This is a genomic window from Ramlibacter sp. (assembly GCF_013697775.1).
In the GTDB taxonomy this organism is placed as follows: domain Bacteria; phylum Pseudomonadota; class Gammaproteobacteria; order Burkholderiales; family Burkholderiaceae_C; genus Ramlibacter.
The window spans coordinates 1-15,730 of record NZ_JACCWG010000349.1; the positions used below are offsets into that span (position 1 = coordinate 1).

Here is a 15,730-nt window from a genome sequence, read left to right on the forward strand (position 1 = left end):
ACAGCAGTCTGGGCCGCATCCCACCGGCTCGCTTCGCCGAGTTGCATCGCCAGCGCGCTGGCGATGCAACTCGATCCACTTCAACCCCCACGCAGATCGATTAATCTTGCAACCCCCGGACTTCCTCGGTTCACTTGGTACGGCAGGAGGGGGCAGGTCACCTACGGGCTGTCGCTCGCCTCCCACCTGCGGTTCCTCGGCGTCCCGTTCGAGATCGTGGGCACGCCGATGGCGCTGTGGAAGCCGGACTGGATGCCGCTGCGGCAGATGCGCTCCACGCTGGCCAACAGCTGCCCCAGCAATCCCGAGGGGACCGGCATCCTGCAGTCCTGGGTCGCCGGCTACGTGCCCGACATTGGGCAGCGCAAGCTGCGCACGCTGTTCTCGACGGAATACGTGGTCTTCATGCGCTCGTTCGCGAACCACTTCGACATCGCGGCGGACGAGGCGCATGTCGAAGCTCTCGAGCAGGATTCCACGGGCTTTCGCGCGCGCCTGGCGAACGGCAGGACCATCGCGGCGCGCCAGGTGGTGGTCGCCACCGGCGTGGCCGGCACCGAGACGCTGCCCCGGTGGGCTGCGGAGTTCCCGGATCCGGCCAAGGTCATGCATTCGTCGCGCGCCGCCGGCTTCGATGCCGCGGGCAAGCGAGTGCTGGTCATCGGCGCGGGCCAGACCGCCGCCGAAGCCTGCATCGATGCGGCGGGCAAGGGCGCGGCCGCGGTCGACATGGCCTTCCGCGCGAAAGCCGTCGTCTACAGCAGCATGCACGACGAGCCCACCCTGGAGCGCCAGCGCCGGGAATACCTGATCAGGAACGCGTTCATCTACAGCGGCGAGGCCTGGCGCACCCGCAACGTCTACACGCTGCTGCCGCGGTCGATCGAGCCCGTGCTGGCGCCCGCGCTCGCCGCCTGCGCCGCGCTGAAACCCGGCACCGAGGTGGTGTCGGCCAGGCTGACCGGCGGCGGCGAGGTCGAGGTCGCGTTCGAAGCCGGCGGGGTGGCCACCTACGACGCGGTCCTCTGCGCCACCGGATTTCGCCCGGGCATCGGCAGGCTGCCGTTCGCGCTGAGCCTGCAGGAGCCGCTGGCCCACCATGCGTCGCTGCCCCTGCTCGACGAATCCGGCGAAAGTTCGACGCCGGGCATGTTCTTCACCGGCGCATGGGCCGCGCTGCGCTTCGGGCCGCAGTCGAATGTCGTCTTCGGCACCGAGCAGATGGTGGGCAGGCTGGTGGGCCGCATCGCGCGCCTGGGCTGATCCCGAGGTGGTTGCCCTATGTCCGACCCGCAGCGCGAAACACCCACGTCCACCGCCTGGCGAGGCGCGGTCGCCGAGATCCGCTATGCCTGTCCCACGCCGGAGCCGGGGATCGTCTACGCACTCGCCCTGGAACACTCCACCTGCCGCTTCGAAGGGCATGCGACCAGGATCACCGACGCGCGCCATCCCGCCGCCGCGTGGTCGCTGGACGCGAACGGTTTCGAGCTGGCCCACGCGCCCAGCGACGTCGCCGATTTCCTCGACATGGCGCAGATCGAGGGCATCTACTATCCCGAGGTCGAGCGCCTGGTCAGGCGCGTGACAGGCGCGCAGCGCGCGCTCATCTATTCCTTCATGGTGCGCGACGACAGCGGCCAGCGCAAGGACACGCGGCGTGCGGCGCGCACCGCCCACCTCGACTACACCGAGGACAGCCTTCGCCTGTTCGGCCGGCAGCTCCTCGGGACCGAGGCAGCGGACGCGCTATTCCGCCAGCGCTGGGCCGCGATCAACGTGTGGCGGCCGATCCGGCCGGTGGAGAAGACGCCGCTCGCGCTCTGCCACGCGCGCACCGTGGGCGAGGGCGATTTCATCGACGTCGCCATGGGCTACCGGCCGGGAGAGGCCCTGCAGCCGTATGTCGGGCGCAACCTAAAGTGGTCGCCGCGCCAGGACTGGTACTACTTTTCCGGGATGCAGCCGTCGGAGGCGCTGGTCTTCAAGCTCCACGACAGCCGCGAGGACGTCGCCCGCTACACGCCGCATTCGGCCTTCGACGATCCCCATGCCTCCCCCGACGCGCGCTGGCGGATCAGCTGCGAGACGCGCGTCCTGGTCTTTTACGGCGACCCCGACACGCATCGGACGGATGCCGGATGAGCCCGAAAAAGGGATTCACCGAGCAGGAGATCGTGAGCATCCTGGAGCGCGCCCGCAGCGACTCGGTGGCCGGCGCGGCGAAGGCGTTCCAGGTCTCCAAGCAGTCCATCTACCTGTGGCGCAAACGCTATGATGTGCTGAGCCCCGCGCAAGTGCGCCTGCTGAAGGAACACGATCGGGAACACGCCCGGCTGGTGAAACTGCTCGCCGATCGCAAGGCCGAGATCGACCTGCTGTCGGCGCTGCTCTCCAAGGCCAACCGCAAGCAATGACGCAAGCCTTGCTCCCACCCACATCGCACACCGTCCCATGAGCCGATTCTGGAGTTCCACCGTCCACACGCTTCGGCCCTACACGCCCGGCGAGCAGTGCAACGACCCGGGATGGATCAAGCTCAACACCAATGAAAGCCCGCTCGGGCCGTCCGAAAGCGTCCTGGCGGCGCTGCGCGATGCGGTCTCGCCGCGGCTGAAGCTCTATCCCGATCCCGACGCGGCCGCGTTGCGCGCCGTCATCGCGCGGCACCACGGCGTGGAGCCGTCGCAGGTGTTCGTCGGCAACGGCTCCGACGAGGTGCTCGCGCACGCGTTCCTGGCCTTGCTCAAGCATCCGCTGCCGCTGCTGATGCCGGACATCGGCTACAACTTCTACGCGTCCTATTGCGCGCTGTTCGGGATCGAGCGGGTGGCGGTCCCGCTGTCCGACGCGTTCGCGCTGGACGTCGCCGCGTACCAGCGCCCCAGCGGCGGCATCGTGTTCGCGAACCCGAATGCGCCGACCGGCCGCGCCTTGCCGCTATCGGACATCGCGTCGCTGCTGGACGCCAACCCGGCATCGGCCGTGGTGGTGGACGAAGCCTATGTGGACTTCGGCGCGGACACGGCCATTCCCCTGGTGCACCGCCATCCCAACCTGCTGGTGGTGCAGACCCTGTCGAAGTCGCGCGGCCTGGCCGGGCTGCGCGTGGGCTTCGCGATCGGCCACGCCGACCTGATTTCCGGACTGGAGCGCGTCAAGAACAGCTTCAACGCCTACCCGCTGGGCAGCCTGGCGATCGCCGGCGCCATCGCGGCGATGCAGGACACGGCGCACCTGGAGCGGGTGCGGACCGTCACCGCGACGCGCCGGGCCGTGCTGGCCGCCGGCCTCGAGGCGCTTGGGTTCGACGTGCTCCCGTCGCTCGCGAATTTCGTCTTCGCGCGCCACCGCCGGCACGCCGGCGCGCCCCTGGTTGCGGCCCTCCGGGAACGGCGCATCCTGGTGCGCCGGTTCGCGCAGCCGCGCATCGAAGACCACCTGCGCATCACCGTGGGCGACGAGGCGCAGATCCAGGCGCTGCTCGCGGCGCTGGCCGAGATCACCTGAACCGCGCGGTGCGGTGCGGTGCGGTGCGGTGCGGTGCGGCGCGCCCTCTCAGCCGCGCTGGATCGTGAAGGTCCATTCGTCCGCCTGCTGCTCGGACGACAGGACCTTGTGCCCCTTGCGCAGCGCGAACGCGGGCACGTCCGATGCCGACTCGGCGTCGCTCACGATCACGCGCGCGACCTCGCCGGGCTGCATGCGCATCAGCAGCTTGCGCAGCTTGAGGACCGGCAGGGGACAGGTGTGTCCCCGCGCGTCGAGTTCCTGGTCGATGGTCATGGCTGCGGTTCTCCGACGGCGGCACGGCGCCGGCCAAGCGCGGCCTCGAGCGCCGCCTGCGGTGAAAACAGCGCGGCCCCGGCACCGCCGGCCGCGCCGGCGTTCCTCGGACGCGCGCCGTGCGCGTCGACGTCATAGCGGCCGCGGTAGTGGGCCTCCTGCCGGCCGATCGCCGCCAGGCCGTCCACCAGCGCGTCGATGTCCGTCTCGGTGGTGTACAGGCCGAAGCTGGCGCGCACCATGCCGCGGCGCCGCTCCGCCAGGTGTTCGATCTCCAGCGCGCTGAGCGACTCGATCTCCAGTTCCTGCAGCGACTCCTTGAGCAGCACCCGCACGTATGGGTGCGCGCAGAAGCAGCCGTCGCGCACCGACACGTTGAAGTCGTCGTTGAGCGCGGTGGCCACCAGCGCATGCTCCATGTGCCGGAGGTTGAAGCTGATGCAGCCCACGCGCGGCGCGGCCGCGAGGTCCGTGGGGCCGTAGATCTCCAGGCCGGGGACGCCGGCGAGCCGCTCCAGCGCATGGGCCAGCAGCCGCTGCTCGTGCGCCTGGATGGCCTCCATGCCGACCTGTCCCAGCGCGGCCAGCGCGGCGGCGAGCGTGACGGTGCCGGTAACGTTCGGCGTGCCGGCCTGCTCACGCACTTCGCCGTCCGGGTCGAGCGCGTAGGACGACTCGGTCACGTCGCGCACGATGCCGCCGCCCAGCTCGAGCGGCGTGCATCCGGCCAGCAACTGCGTCTTCACCACCAGGCCGCCGGGCGAGCCGGGCGCGTACGCCTTGTGGCCGGAAAAGAAGAAGGCGTCGATGTCCCGCCGGGGATCCGGCTGGGCCAGGCGCACCGGCATGTGGGCCACCATCTGCGCGCCGTCGACCACCACCAGGGCGCCGTGCCGGTGGGCGAGTTCGGCGATGTCGTGGATCGGGTTGACCAGGCCGGTGACGTTGCTCGCGCCCGTCACGGCCACGTAGTTCACCTGGCCGCTGTGCCGCGCGAGCAGCTCCTCGAGCCTGTCCATCGCGACGGCCCCGGGCGCCTGGCCCGCTGTGGCGAGCGGCACCCGCAGCACGGTCGAATGGCGGCGGTGCGGCAGGTCGTTCGAATGGTGCTCCATCGAACTCACCAGCACCAGGGGCTTGCCGGGGCGGCTGCGGGCCAGGCTGAACGCCAGGCGGTTCGCGCAGGCCGTGGAGCCCGCGCCCATGAACAAGGCCGTGTACCGGTCGTCGGCACCGAGGAAGCCGCGGACCACGTCGCGCGCCCAATGCAGGGCGGCCGTGGCCGAGCGCGCCGAGGAATGGGCCGTGGTGTGGGGGTTGCCGTGGTGCTTCAGGAACTCCAGCGACACGTCCTGCGCCGTCCGCATCATCAGCGTGGTCGCGGCGGAGTCCAGGTAGTGCCGGCGCCGCGGCCGCCTGCCCGTCCGGTAGGAGGTTTCCAGGCCCACGAAATCGCTCGCGAGCGGCCCGAGGTCGGTGGTCATGCGGCCACTCAGCGGCCCGCCTGGGCGCCGCGCAGGGACCGCAGCCGCAGCACGATGTCCCTGGGCTCCATGCGCTGGGTGTGGTCCGGGTCGGTGAAGGCCTCGACGATGGTGCCGGAGCCGTCCACGATGTAGGTCGCGGTGAGCGGCAGCTCCCAGGAAGGATCCTCGTTGTAGCTGCCGATGTCGATGCCGAAGCCGTCCTTGTACAGCGGCCGCAGCCTCTCGTCCATCGCATAGGTCAGCCCGAAGGCCCGTGCCACCGCGTTGCCGCGGTCGAGCAGCAGGTCGAAGTCCACGCCGAAGGTCTCGGCCAGCTCGCTCGGCCCGTCGGACACGTCGGGCGAGATGGCGACCAGCTCGCCGCCCGCTTCGCGGATGAAGGGCACGGCGTCCTGCAGCGCCCGCATCTCCAGGTTGCAGAAACCGCACCAGGCGCCGCGGTAGAAGGAGATCACCAGCGGCCCGCGCGCGAGCAGCGCCTCGGCCGCGACGGTTTCGCCGTTGGCATTGGGCAGCACGAACATGGGCATTTTGGCGCCGGCCTGCAGGCAGGTCTTGCCGATGCCCGAGGCGGTCAGTTCCGCCTGGACCTGCGCCTTCAGCGCGATCACCTCGGGCTTTTCCTTGCGCAGGTACTGCTGGAAGAAGGCGGAGGTCTTCTCCGCAAGCGAGGGCAGGCTGTCCAGGGTCGCGGGCCTGGCCTGCGTGTTCGGTGTGTCGATGCTCATGGTGTCTCCTGTGTGGACGGTCGTGCGCGCATGCGGTTCACGGCTTGCGCAGCGTGTAGAAGCCCAGGGACCAGGGCAGCACCCAGCGGCCGCCCTCGGCCTGGTAGGGCGCCAGCCAGCGGTCCAGCAGCACCCGGATCTCCGGCAGCGGCAGGTGCAGGCAGAAGAGGTCGCGCACGTACTCCAGCATCTGCGGCTCGCTGGCGAAGTGCCAGTCGGTGTCCTCCACCCGGACCGCCTCCAGCGTGAAGCCGGCGCGCCGGGCCAGCACGGACGCCCATGCCTTGTCCAGGAAATCGGCGTCGTGGCCGGACGTGCAGTACGGCCGCACGATGTAGTCGAAGGTCCGCTGCGCGGGCGTGTCGTGCGCGACGTCGACGATCAGGAAGGCCGCGCCGGGCTTGAGCACCCGGCGGACCTCCTCCAGCGTGATCCACTTGTTCGGGATGTGGTGGAAGGCCGCGATCGAGAACGCCAGGTCGGCCGAATCGGCCTGCAGCTGCAGCTGGTCCAGCGCGCCAGCGTGGCGCTTCAGGCGCTTGTCCTCCTTGGCGTGGCCGAGCATGAACGGCGACGCGTCGACGCCGTGGACCACGCCGTCCGGCGCCAGCCGCTCCAGAATGCGCGCGGTCCCGAATCCCTGCCCGGTGCCCAGCTCCACCACGCGCTGCAGCGGGGCGGCGACCAGGCGGTCCAGCGCGTAGCCGACCTGCAGCGCCTCGTTGCGGCGCGCGTCCGGCGCCATGCGGGTGGCCGCCGCGTAGGTCTGGGCGCGCTCCTCGTTGAAGCCTTCGGCCACCACTTCGGGCGGTGGCGCTTGTCTCTCCGTGACGGAGGTGGTGGTCATGGTTGCTCCTTGTGTTCGGGGTGGCGGGTGTGGGGTCGATCGAGGTCGCGGGCCGCGGCTTCGAACGCGTCGAGAAAGCGCTGGTTCTCTTCGCGCGTGCCCACCGTCACCCGCAGGTAGGACGGGGCGTCGGGAAAGGCCAGCACGTGGACGCCGTGCTCCTTCAACCGCGCATGCAGTCGCGCGGCGTGCGGCGAGTGCAGGAACACGAAGTTGGCGCAGCCCGGCGCGGCCAGGCATGCGGCTACGCGCGGGTGCGACTCGATGCGCCGGCGCTCCGCCTCGTTGCGCGTGCGGCAGTCGGCCACGAAGCGCTGGTCGGCCAGCGCGGCCAGCGCGACCTGCGCGGCGAAAGAGTTGACGCTGAACGGCGGGCGCAGCCGCTCCAGCATGCGCAGCACCGCGGGCGAGCCGATGCAGTAGCCCACCCTGAGCCCGGCCAGCCCATAGGCCTTGGACAGCGTGCGGACGATCAGCAGGTTGGGAAACTCGCCGACCAGGCCGGTGCACGACCCGTAGTCCGGCGCGGTCACGTACTCCGCATAGGCTTCGTCGACCACCACCAGCACCGACCGAGGCGTGGCGCGCAGCAGGGCCTCGACCTCGGCGGCCGGAAGGTAGCGGCCGGTGGGATTGCAGGGGTTGTCGATGAACAGCACCTGCGCCCGGGCCGACGCCGCGGCCAGCGCGCCGGCGTCGTGCCCGTAGCGTACGGACGGCACCTCGGCGACTTCGGCGCCCACCAGCCGGCTGACCACCGAGAACAGCGCGAACGAATCGCTCGAGCGGACCGCGGTGCGGCCCGGCCCCAGGTAGGCTCGCGCCACCAGGGTGAGCAGCTCCGACGAGCCGTTGCCCACCAGCACATGGTCGGGCGCGAGGCCGTGCAGCCGGGCCAGGGCCTGGTGCAGGGCGGGGTAGCCGTTGTCGGGATAGTGGCCGATGTGCAGGTCCGCGGCGCGCGACCAGAGTTCCCGCAGCCGCTGCGCGTCGCCATAGGGGTTCTCGTTGCTGCACAGGCGCACGGCATCGCGCGTGTGGACGGCTGCGTCCCCGGGCCGGTAGTCGGGCGCGCGCAGGACGAAGTCGTTGGCCAGGGGGGCGGCGCCGGGAAGGTGGGACGGCATTCGGTGTCTCCGTCGTCAGGCGCCGATGGGCGCCCGGGTGGATGAGGCGCCTGCGGCGGCGTGGGACGCGGCGTAGAACAGCCGCTCCATCTCGAGTGCCTGCGCGAAATTGCGGCTCTTGCGGAATCCGTGGCCCTCGTCAGGAAACTCCACGTAGGCCGAGGGCAGCTGCCGGGCCTGCATGGCGCGCGCCAGGTTCCGGGTCTGCGACGGCTCGACGATGCGATCCCGGCCGCCCTGGAAGAAGATCACCGGCGCCGACAGGCGCCGGGGTTGCGAGAGCGGCGAGCGCTCCTCGTACAGCGCGCCGCGGGCGGGATAGGGCCCCAGCAGCGAGAAGGTGTACTGCGACTCGAACTTGTGCGTGTGGGTGCACAGCCGCGCCAGGTCCGACACGCCGTAGTAGCAGGCGCCCGCCGTGAACCGCCGGTGCGCGCCGAGCGCGCGCAGCACGGTGAACCCGCCGGCGCTGTTGCCGCGGATGAACACGCGGCGCGCATCGATCGGCAGCAGCTCGCACAGGTGGTCCACCGCATCGACGCAATCGCTCGCGTCCGCGACGCCCCAGTGCCCGTTCAGCGCCTCCCGGTAGGCGCGGCCGAAACCGGAACTGCCCCGGTGGTTGACCTCGAGGTAGGCGAAGCCGGCACGCACCCAGAACTGCGCGGTGGGGTCGAACGCGCGGGTGGCGATGCCGGTCGGGCCGCCGTGCACGTTGACCACGAGCGGGTGGCCCCGGGGAGCGTCCCCGCCCGGCGGGACATAGGCATGCGCGTGCAGCCGCATGCCGTCGCGGGCGGTGAACGCGACCGGCACCGCAGCGACGGCGCGCCAGGCCGGCGGCGGCAGCAGACTGTGCACGCGGGTCCAGGCCCAGGTGCCGGGCTCCAGCCGCACGATGCACGCCGGTTCGTCCGCGCTGACGCCGGCGAACCAGAAGAAGCCCTGGTGGAACTGCAGGCCGCGCACCTCTTCGAAGGGCAGCGCGAGTTCGCGGCGCCTGCCGCTGCCCGGCTCCAGCGCGACGCACACCGGCGAGCCGGCGCGCCAGGCCACGCCGAGCCAGGTGGCGGGCCTGCCGGCGGACGCCGGCGCGACCGCATGGCTGCGGATGCCCAGCATGTAGGGCGGAAAGCCGAACTCCAGCGCGTCGCGCAGCACGGCCCGGGGTGGATCGCCGGGCCGCCAGGCGACCGGGTTCCACCAGCCCGACGCGTCGTCGAGGACATACAGCGTGCCGTCGTCCGCCCACAGCGGCTCGATCACGCTCACGCCGGGGCGCCCCATGCGGTGGATGGGCACGGGCGGCGCGTCCCCCTCGCCCAGTGCCACGACTTCCAGGACCGACTGGTCCCAGGGCATGGCCGGAAAATCCCAGCGGATCCAGGCCAGGTAGCGGCCGCAGGGGCTCACCCGCGGCGAGGCCAGGAACCCGGGCGTGCCGGCGAGCACGCGGCAGGCCTGCGAACCGTCCAGCGGTAGGGCCACGATCTCGGTGATGCGCGCCGCCGGGTCGTCGGACAGCGTCTCGCGCACGCACACCACCGCGCGCCGGTGGCGGTCGTAGGCCAGGTCGCCGTGTGTGCAGGGGCCGGGGCGGCTGATGGCGCGCGGCGGCTCGCCCGGGCGCATCGCATGGACGGCGCCGTCGTCGCCCTGGACGGCGGCGACGACGCCCTCGCACAGGCAGAACGCGCCGCCCCCATAGCCCTGGACCTCGCTGCGGATGTCCTGCCCGGCGTCCTCGGGCGGGCGCGGGCGCCCGTCGGCCGAGGCGCTGCGAAGATGCGAGCGGCCGGACTCCGCGTCCCGCTGCAGCCACCACAGGCCCGTCGCGTCCACGCGCAGGCACTCGTCCCACCCGCGCAGCGCGGCGTGGTCGGCGGCCACCGGCATCGCAGCGCTCACGGGGCCTCCTGCTCGCAGCCCGCGCGGGGCGGGGAGTACCAGAGGTGCATGCAGCCTTCCAGCGACGGACCGGCGGGCTGGCGCGCGGACCGGCCCGGGGATGGCCTGGCCCGTCCCGGCGGCGCATCCAGCTCCTGCGCGCGCTGGCGCTCGGCGCGGATGCACTCCTTCCAGATGCTTTCGCAGCGGCACTTGCTCGCGCGGATGCCGGAGTTCGCGAGCAGCTCCCGGATCCGGCGGATGCCGAAGCCCGGGTTCTCGCCGCGCAGGCGGTGGATCGCGTTCCTCAGAACGGCATCCGGAGGCCCCGCGGCGCGGCTCTTCTGGGCGGTGGACCAGGAGGCGACGAGCAGCACGCGCGCACGCCTGCGGCTGATGCCGTTCTGGATCGCGTATTCCAGCTGCATAGCCCGCTCGCGATCGCTCAGCCGAAGCCCCGTGTTCATCGCCCGCAGGTGGGACAGCAGGGTCTCGCAATGCCGGATTTCCTCCAGCAGCCGGTCGTTCTCCTGCCGCAGCACCTGGATGCCGGCGTGCGAACATGGTTCGAGTTCAACGTTGGACATGGGATGTTCCTCAGCCATTGCGTGAAGGCAATGCAGCGGCGCACCCCGGCCCATAGGGCCGGAGGAAGCACTGCGGCTGCCGAACCGTGGCGTGGAGCTAATGCTCCAGTCGTTGCAGCATCGTCCGGGCGAGGCCGGTGTCCAGGAGGATGGTGACTTCGGCCAGCCGCGTCGCGATGGCGATGGTCTGCTGCGTCACGGGCGGCAGCTCCATCACGAAGGCTTCGGGGATCGCGGTGTGGTTGCCGCGCTTGTTGACCTGGAAGTGGGATTCCACGCCGACATGGGCCGAGGGCTTGGACGACTCCTTGAGGATGTCGCCGACCGGGTCGCTCTCGGGATAGACGGTGCCCTCCATGATGGAGACCAGGGCCGAGAAGCCCAGCGCGCACGTCCTGGCGGCGTACTTGATGACCTCGATCTCCAGCCGCACTTCCGGCGCGAAGAAGAAATCCTTGGTGTCCTCGTCGGACAGCTCGCGGATGCTCTTGAGGATCAGGCGGTCGTGGTGCAGTTCCTCGTCCTTGTACGCGAGGATCTGGTCGCGGATCAGCGCGTGGTGGGCGATGGCCGGATCGAGACAGGAGCAGCACTCGCGGGTGACGTAGTACTGCTGCGCCAGCAGGGTGGCCAGCACGCCGAAGAACGAGGCTTCGTCCGACGCGCGCAGCTTCTTCACGCGGGCCAGCAGGTCCTGGGCCAGCCCGGACTGCTGCACCTGGTACTGCAGCCGCCTGGCGCGGATCGCGGTGTAGGCCGACAGCGGATCGAACAGGTCGGCGCCGGGGATGCGCGAAGCGTCCTCGATCTCCCTGGCGTCCCAGCGCCAGGTGGCGTCGAAGTATGAGAAGGCCTCGTCGATCACGAGGTCGTCGAATGGATTGATCGCCGCGAGGAACTCCCTCGGGCCCTTGGCGGCCAGCAGCTCGGGGGCCGCGCTCGCATAGGTGGGTGCGCCGGCCAACGCCAGCTTGCGCGGCAGGGCGTGCACCAGCGGAAAACCCGCGAAGAAACTCAGGAACTCTTGCGCCTCGGCCTCGCGCAGGACCTCGTCGCGGCCCTCGCCGATCTTTGCGACCAGCTGCGTCAGCGCGTTTTTGCGGTCGTCGTCCACCTCCACATCGAGCGACATCCAGGGCGACGAGACGTTGAGCCCCTTCGCGCCCATCGCGAACGATGTGTCATGGTACGGCGCATACATTGCTTTTTCGAACATTTAGTCTTCTCCCTTTCGCAATCGATGCGGGCAGCCGGAGAGAATCCCCGACTGCCGCTTTACTTCCGATTAGAAGTAAAGGAAAGCGACCGTCTTGGTCGTAACGTGCTTGATGCTCATGAAATTCTCCTTGAGACAAGTTGAAGAAAACCGCACCTTTCGGGTGCGGCCTACCGACCCCCGGTAGACTGTGAGGGGCTGCTCGCCACCTGTTGAACGAAGATTATTTCCGTGCAGCATTAGCGTCAACTGTCCCAGGATAAATCTCACTCTAATATTTACTACCGCTATATCGAAGTGGAGATTCGATTGCATGGATTGACAACTTTGTACGTTGTCAAAATTCAATGTATGCGTGGTGCAGATCGCGATGCAACACGCGATGCGCATGGTGTTCCAGTGGATGAGAAGACTGTGGTGACAGAGGGCCAAGTTGCCTTCGTTGGGAAGGTGTTTGCAGCAGAGATGCCGGTGTGATCTGGCATCTGGAAAAAGATGCACTATTTTGGTGTTGAAGATGTGAGGTAGAAGGTTGAATCTATTTCACGCGCACCTTCGCGTTATGAACGGAGGAGCTCGAAGTTCGCAAGAACAATGCAGCGTGTCCAACTGGGATTGCGCAGGATGCGCGTGACCGTGGCAAAGCGCCTTCAGGCCAATGTCAACAACGCATTGGCGGCGCTTTCGAGAATTGCCTGCAGCCCGCCCGCCCGCCCGCCCGCCAGGGTCAGCGAGGCTTCTGGAGCGTCGTGCGTCGGTCGGCCGAACTCACATCCAGCATGACTGCACGAAATCGCTGTTCCGGCGCAGCGTGGAGACCGGCTTGGCCCGGAGCACGAAGCTCGCGCCCATGGCCTTCGCATACGGCTGGTTGCCCGCGAAATACAGCCCCGGATGCGCGCGCATGATGCGGCGCAGGGCGATGCGCTCCGTCCAGCTCGCGACGATCAGCGCGTAGCTGTGGCGCATCGACGGATCGGGGTGCGGGGAGCGGAAGCGGATGACTTTCACTGGGTGGCTGGACGGTTCGCGCGAGGATAGCGCTTCCGCCAGCCAGCAAACCTGTGATTTTTGCACGGCCTAAGCTGTGACGCCGTTCGCACGCGGCGCGTGCGTCACTCCATCCAGATCGGAATGATCGACGCCGCCAGCAGCAGCCCCAGGATCACGTTCGTCACGCGCCAGTGCATCTCGGTGCGCAGCAGCCGCGCCAGAACCAGGCCGGCCACGCACCAGATCGACAGCGACACCAGCGCGGAGATGCCGAACGACGCGCCGAGCAGCGCGGCCAGCTTTGTCGGGCTGGAGGCGAGCGCGGCGAAGCTGGCCGCGGCGCCCAGCGTCATGGTCCAGCCCTTGGGGTTCAGCCACAACAGCAGAATGCCCGCGACGAAGCTGATCGGCTTTTCTTTCTTGGCGTCCAGGTTCGGCTTGCCGCTGCGCATGATGTTCCACGCCAGCCACAGCAGGTAGATCGAGCCCACCGCCTTCAAAATGATCTGGAACGAGGGCAGGGCCAGGAACAGGCCGGCCAGGCCCGCGGCGGATGCCGCCGCCAGCGACGCCAGGCCGATGGCGATGCCGATGATCAGCGGGATGCTGCGGCGAAAACCGAATTGCGCGCCCGACGCCGTCGCCAGCGCCGTGGCGCCGCCGGGCGAAACGGTCGCGATGACCACGAAGAGAAAAAGCGGCAGCAGTGGCGCGGAATTCATGGGTCCTCCTGGGTTTGTCGTGACGGCCGCAGCACCTGCGCGGCCAGGTAGTCGATCACTTGCGCCTGGTTGTCGCGCACGAAGAAATGCCCGCCGTCGAACATGCGCAGGTGAATCGGCCGCGCGGTGTACACCTTCCAGGCCTCCAGGTCGGCCTCGGGCACGGCCGTGTCGCCGCGGCCACCGAGCACGTGCAGCGGAACGTCCACTTGGCGCATGTCGTCGCGCCACTGCTCGCGGCAGCGCAGGTCGGCGCGGATGGTGGGCAGAAATGTTTTGAGGAAGCCGGGCATTTCCAGCACCCGCAGCGGCAGGCCTTCCAGCCGGGCCAGCGCGCGCACCAGTTCGTTGTCGGGCAATCCGGACAAGGGCTGCGGGTAAGGCCGGGGCAGGTAGGGCGCGCGGCAGCCGGCCACCACCAGCGCAAGCGGCGGCGCGCCCATGCCACTGCTGCGGCCGCGCGCCAGTTCCAGCGCCACCACGGCGCCCATGCTGTGTCCCAGCAGGACGTAGGGCACGTCGGCCAGTGGTTCGATGAGTGCCGCGACGTGTTCGACCACCGCGGCCATGCTGGTCAGCGCGGGCTCCTTGAAGCGCGCGCCCCGGCCGGGCAACTCGATGGCGCAGACTTCCACGCCGGGCGGCACCAGCCGGTGCCACTGGTTGTAGGTGGAGGCGGCGCCGCCGGCGTGCGGCAGGCACAGCAGGCGCGCGGTGGGGCGCTCCACCGGGCCGAGGATGGCGACGCCGGGCCTGTTCATCGGCTGCGTTCCCGCCACGCCTGGCGCATGCGCTGCTCGATGGCGGGCAGTGCCGCCGGCGTCACGCGGTACTGCAACGTGCGAACGGCGCCGTCCAGCAGCGGCCAGCGCATGGCGCTTTCTCCGCTGGGCGCGATGCCCAGTTTTTCCTTGATGCGGTTGGCGCCCTTGTTGTGGGCCGGCGATTCGAACAGCACGGCGTCCAGCGCGAACCGCCTGAAATAGTCCTGCATGGCCCGCACGTAGGACGCCAGGGCGATGCCGCGGCCGCGGTGCGCGGCGCGCCAGATGTGGGCATGCATGACGCCGCTCTCGAAGCCGGCACGCGCGCCGCCCGTGCGCGGCCGCAGGTGGGTCAGTTCGTGCACGCCGACGGTGCGTCCTTGCAGCGCGATGGCCAGCAGGGCGCTGGGCCGGTTGCCGTTGCGGCCCTGCCTCGCAATGTCCAGCTCCAGCATCTCGCGCATCTTCCTCCGTTGCGGCAACTTCTCGGGGTTCACGCCCAGGGACTTCAGGAACGCGGGGTCGCCGTCGTACCAATACTCGAGGAATCCGGCGATGTCGTCACCGGAAAATTCGCGTACCTGGATGTCGTCGATGTTCATGTCATCACCGCGCGTCTCTCGCCCGGCGCTCAGTCGAAGAAGCGCCAGCCGTTCTCCTGCTCCACCAGGAACATGCCCACGGTGAGGCGCCGCGAGGTGCAGCGCTCGACCGCATGGATGACCTTGCTCTGGAACATCAGCAGCTGCCCCTGGCGCGGGCGCACGGTGAAGCGCGGCGAGCGGTCCAGCTCCGCGATGGTGCCGCTTTCGCGGTACTCGGCATGCATGCGGTCCAGCACCGCGCGCGAGGCCGGCCTGCAGTCCCACATCACGAAGCCGGCGTCGTTCTCGGCCGACTGGGTGGTCAGGAAGGTGCCGATCTGCTTGGGATACTGCTGGCGCATCGGCCAGTTGTCCGGGTCGCGGCCATAGGTGATGTCGTCGCAGTGCGGCGCGAAATTGAAAGGCTCGTCGTGTGGGTCGTACATGCGCCGCGTCGCCATCAGGAATTCGTACGGATAGAGCCCGTCCATCGTCAGCGGGCGCGCATCCAGCGCCTCGCTGAACAGCCGCACGTACTTGGTGCGGCGCAGGTCGTCGTTGATCCGCGCGGCGACCGAGAAGTATTCGCCCGCCTTGGCGACCAGGCGCTCCTTCTGCTCGCGCTGCAGCTGTCCCATGGTGACGGCGGTGGCCACCGTGCCGGAGTGGTGCGCGTTGCGGGTGAACGGCGAGCTGGTGAAGCCGTCGTCGTCGTACCAGCTGGGCGCATCCTCGGGCGAGGTGATGTCCAGCAGGGCCGCGGTGGCTTCGTCGGTCTTGAGCGCTTGGATGGCGGCCTTGAGCGACAGCGACGCGGATTGCGGCTCTTCGTTGAAGCGGATGAGCCGGGTGGTGTAGAGCGGTTCCATGGAGGTCTCCTAGTGTAGTGCGCGCGAATTAGTTGAACTTTCGCTCGAAGGCATACTCCGATGGCCAAGGGGGTGTGATGCCATGCGGGTCGCCAAGTCGATTGAGCTGGATGGGCAGACGCAGCAGGAGCTT

The 15,730-nt window shown here is 69.4% G+C and carries 17 protein-coding genes; 4 read left to right on the forward strand and 13 right to left on the reverse strand.

Going from position 1 to position 15,730, the window contains the following annotated elements:
- The 4 genes from H0U68_RS17495 to H0U68_RS17510 all read left to right on the forward strand — a co-directional run.
- A partial coding sequence (locus H0U68_RS17495) for an NAD(P)-binding domain-containing protein (protein WP_296357901.1) occupies nucleotides 1-1,263 on the forward strand: 1,263 nt, incomplete at its 5' end.
- Nucleotides 1,264-1,281: 18 nt separating this feature from the next.
- The gene (locus H0U68_RS17500; RefSeq protein WP_296357903.1) at nucleotides 1,282-2,145 is read left to right on the forward strand and encodes a CmcJ/NvfI family oxidoreductase; all 864 of its coding nucleotides are present in this window, start codon (nucleotides 1,282-1,284) and stop codon (nucleotides 2,143-2,145) included.
- A 32-nt stretch (nucleotides 2,146-2,177) separates the two neighbouring features.
- Entirely contained in the window at nucleotides 2,178-2,417 is a 240-nt protein-coding gene (locus tag H0U68_RS17505; protein ID WP_296357906.1) for a hypothetical protein, read from the forward strand.
- 37 nt (nucleotides 2,418-2,454) lie between these two features.
- Nucleotides 2,455-3,510, forward strand: coding sequence for a histidinol-phosphate transaminase (locus H0U68_RS17510; protein WP_296357908.1), 1,056 nt, complete (start codon nucleotides 2,455-2,457; stop codon nucleotides 3,508-3,510).
- A gap of 48 nt (nucleotides 3,511-3,558) precedes the next feature.
- Here H0U68_RS17510 and H0U68_RS17515 read toward each other — a convergent pair whose 3' ends face one another.
- The 13 genes from H0U68_RS17515 to H0U68_RS17575 all read right to left on the reverse strand — a co-directional run bounded on the left by H0U68_RS17515 (nucleotide 3,559) and on the right by H0U68_RS17575 (nucleotide 15,597).
- Nucleotides 3,559-3,786 carry a sulfurtransferase TusA family protein gene (locus H0U68_RS17515; protein ID WP_296357910.1) on the reverse strand — a complete coding sequence of 76 codons (228 nt, stop codon included), beginning with the start codon at nucleotides 3,784-3,786 and terminating at the stop codon, nucleotides 3,559-3,561.
- On the reverse strand, nucleotides 3,783-5,270 hold the full coding sequence (locus H0U68_RS17520) for an aminotransferase class V-fold PLP-dependent enzyme (protein WP_296357912.1): 1,488 nt from the start codon (nucleotides 5,268-5,270) through the stop codon (nucleotides 3,783-3,785). The genes H0U68_RS17515 and H0U68_RS17520 overlap by 4 nt, the downstream gene beginning before the upstream one ends.
- A gap of 8 nt (nucleotides 5,271-5,278) precedes the next feature.
- Nucleotides 5,279-6,001 (reverse strand): peroxiredoxin-like family protein, encoded by a 723-nt coding sequence (locus H0U68_RS17525; RefSeq protein ID WP_296357914.1) that lies wholly within the window; start codon nucleotides 5,999-6,001, stop codon nucleotides 5,279-5,281.
- Nucleotides 6,002-6,038: 37 nt separating this feature from the next.
- On the reverse strand, nucleotides 6,039-6,848 hold the full coding sequence (locus H0U68_RS17530; protein WP_296357917.1) for a class I SAM-dependent methyltransferase: 810 nt from the start codon (nucleotides 6,846-6,848) through the stop codon (nucleotides 6,039-6,041).
- Nucleotides 6,845-7,975 (reverse strand): histidinol-phosphate transaminase, encoded by a 1,131-nt coding sequence (gene hisC / locus H0U68_RS17535; protein ID WP_296357919.1) that lies wholly within the window; start codon nucleotides 7,973-7,975, stop codon nucleotides 6,845-6,847. The genes H0U68_RS17530 and hisC overlap by 4 nt, the downstream gene beginning before the upstream one ends.
- Before the next feature lie 15 nt (nucleotides 7,976-7,990).
- Nucleotides 7,991-9,883, reverse strand: coding sequence for a prolyl oligopeptidase family serine peptidase (locus H0U68_RS17540; RefSeq protein ID WP_296357920.1), 1,893 nt, complete (start codon nucleotides 9,881-9,883; stop codon nucleotides 7,991-7,993).
- A complete protein-coding gene (locus H0U68_RS17545; protein ID WP_296357923.1) occupies nucleotides 9,880-10,449 on the reverse strand; it encodes a hypothetical protein in 570 nt (189 codons plus the stop codon). Before H0U68_RS17545 ends, H0U68_RS17540 begins: the two co-directional genes overlap by 4 nt.
- Nucleotides 10,450-10,546: 97 nt before the next feature.
- Nucleotides 10,547-11,665, reverse strand: a complete 1,119-nt coding sequence (locus H0U68_RS17550; protein WP_296357925.1) for a hypothetical protein — start codon at nucleotides 11,663-11,665, stop codon at nucleotides 10,547-10,549.
- A gap of 768 nt (nucleotides 11,666-12,433) precedes the next feature.
- The gene (locus tag H0U68_RS17555; RefSeq protein ID WP_296357927.1) at nucleotides 12,434-12,676 is read right to left on the reverse strand and encodes a hypothetical protein; all 243 of its coding nucleotides are present in this window, start codon (nucleotides 12,674-12,676) and stop codon (nucleotides 12,434-12,436) included.
- 104 nt (nucleotides 12,677-12,780) lie between these two features.
- Nucleotides 12,781-13,380 (reverse strand): LysE family translocator, encoded by a 600-nt coding sequence (locus tag H0U68_RS17560; RefSeq protein ID WP_296357929.1) that lies wholly within the window; start codon nucleotides 13,378-13,380, stop codon nucleotides 12,781-12,783.
- Complete coding sequence (locus H0U68_RS17565; RefSeq protein WP_296357931.1) at nucleotides 13,377-14,141, reverse strand: alpha/beta fold hydrolase; 765 nt, start codon at nucleotides 14,139-14,141, stop codon at nucleotides 13,377-13,379. Before H0U68_RS17565 ends, H0U68_RS17560 begins: the two co-directional genes overlap by 4 nt.
- A complete protein-coding gene (locus tag H0U68_RS17570; protein WP_296357932.1) occupies nucleotides 14,138-14,746 on the reverse strand; it encodes a GNAT family N-acetyltransferase in 609 nt (202 codons plus the stop codon). Before H0U68_RS17570 ends, H0U68_RS17565 begins: the two co-directional genes overlap by 4 nt.
- A gap of 29 nt (nucleotides 14,747-14,775) precedes the next feature.
- Nucleotides 14,776-15,597, reverse strand: a complete 822-nt coding sequence (locus H0U68_RS17575; protein WP_296357934.1) for a hypothetical protein — start codon at nucleotides 15,595-15,597, stop codon at nucleotides 14,776-14,778.
- Nucleotides 15,598-15,730: the final 133 nt, after the last annotated feature.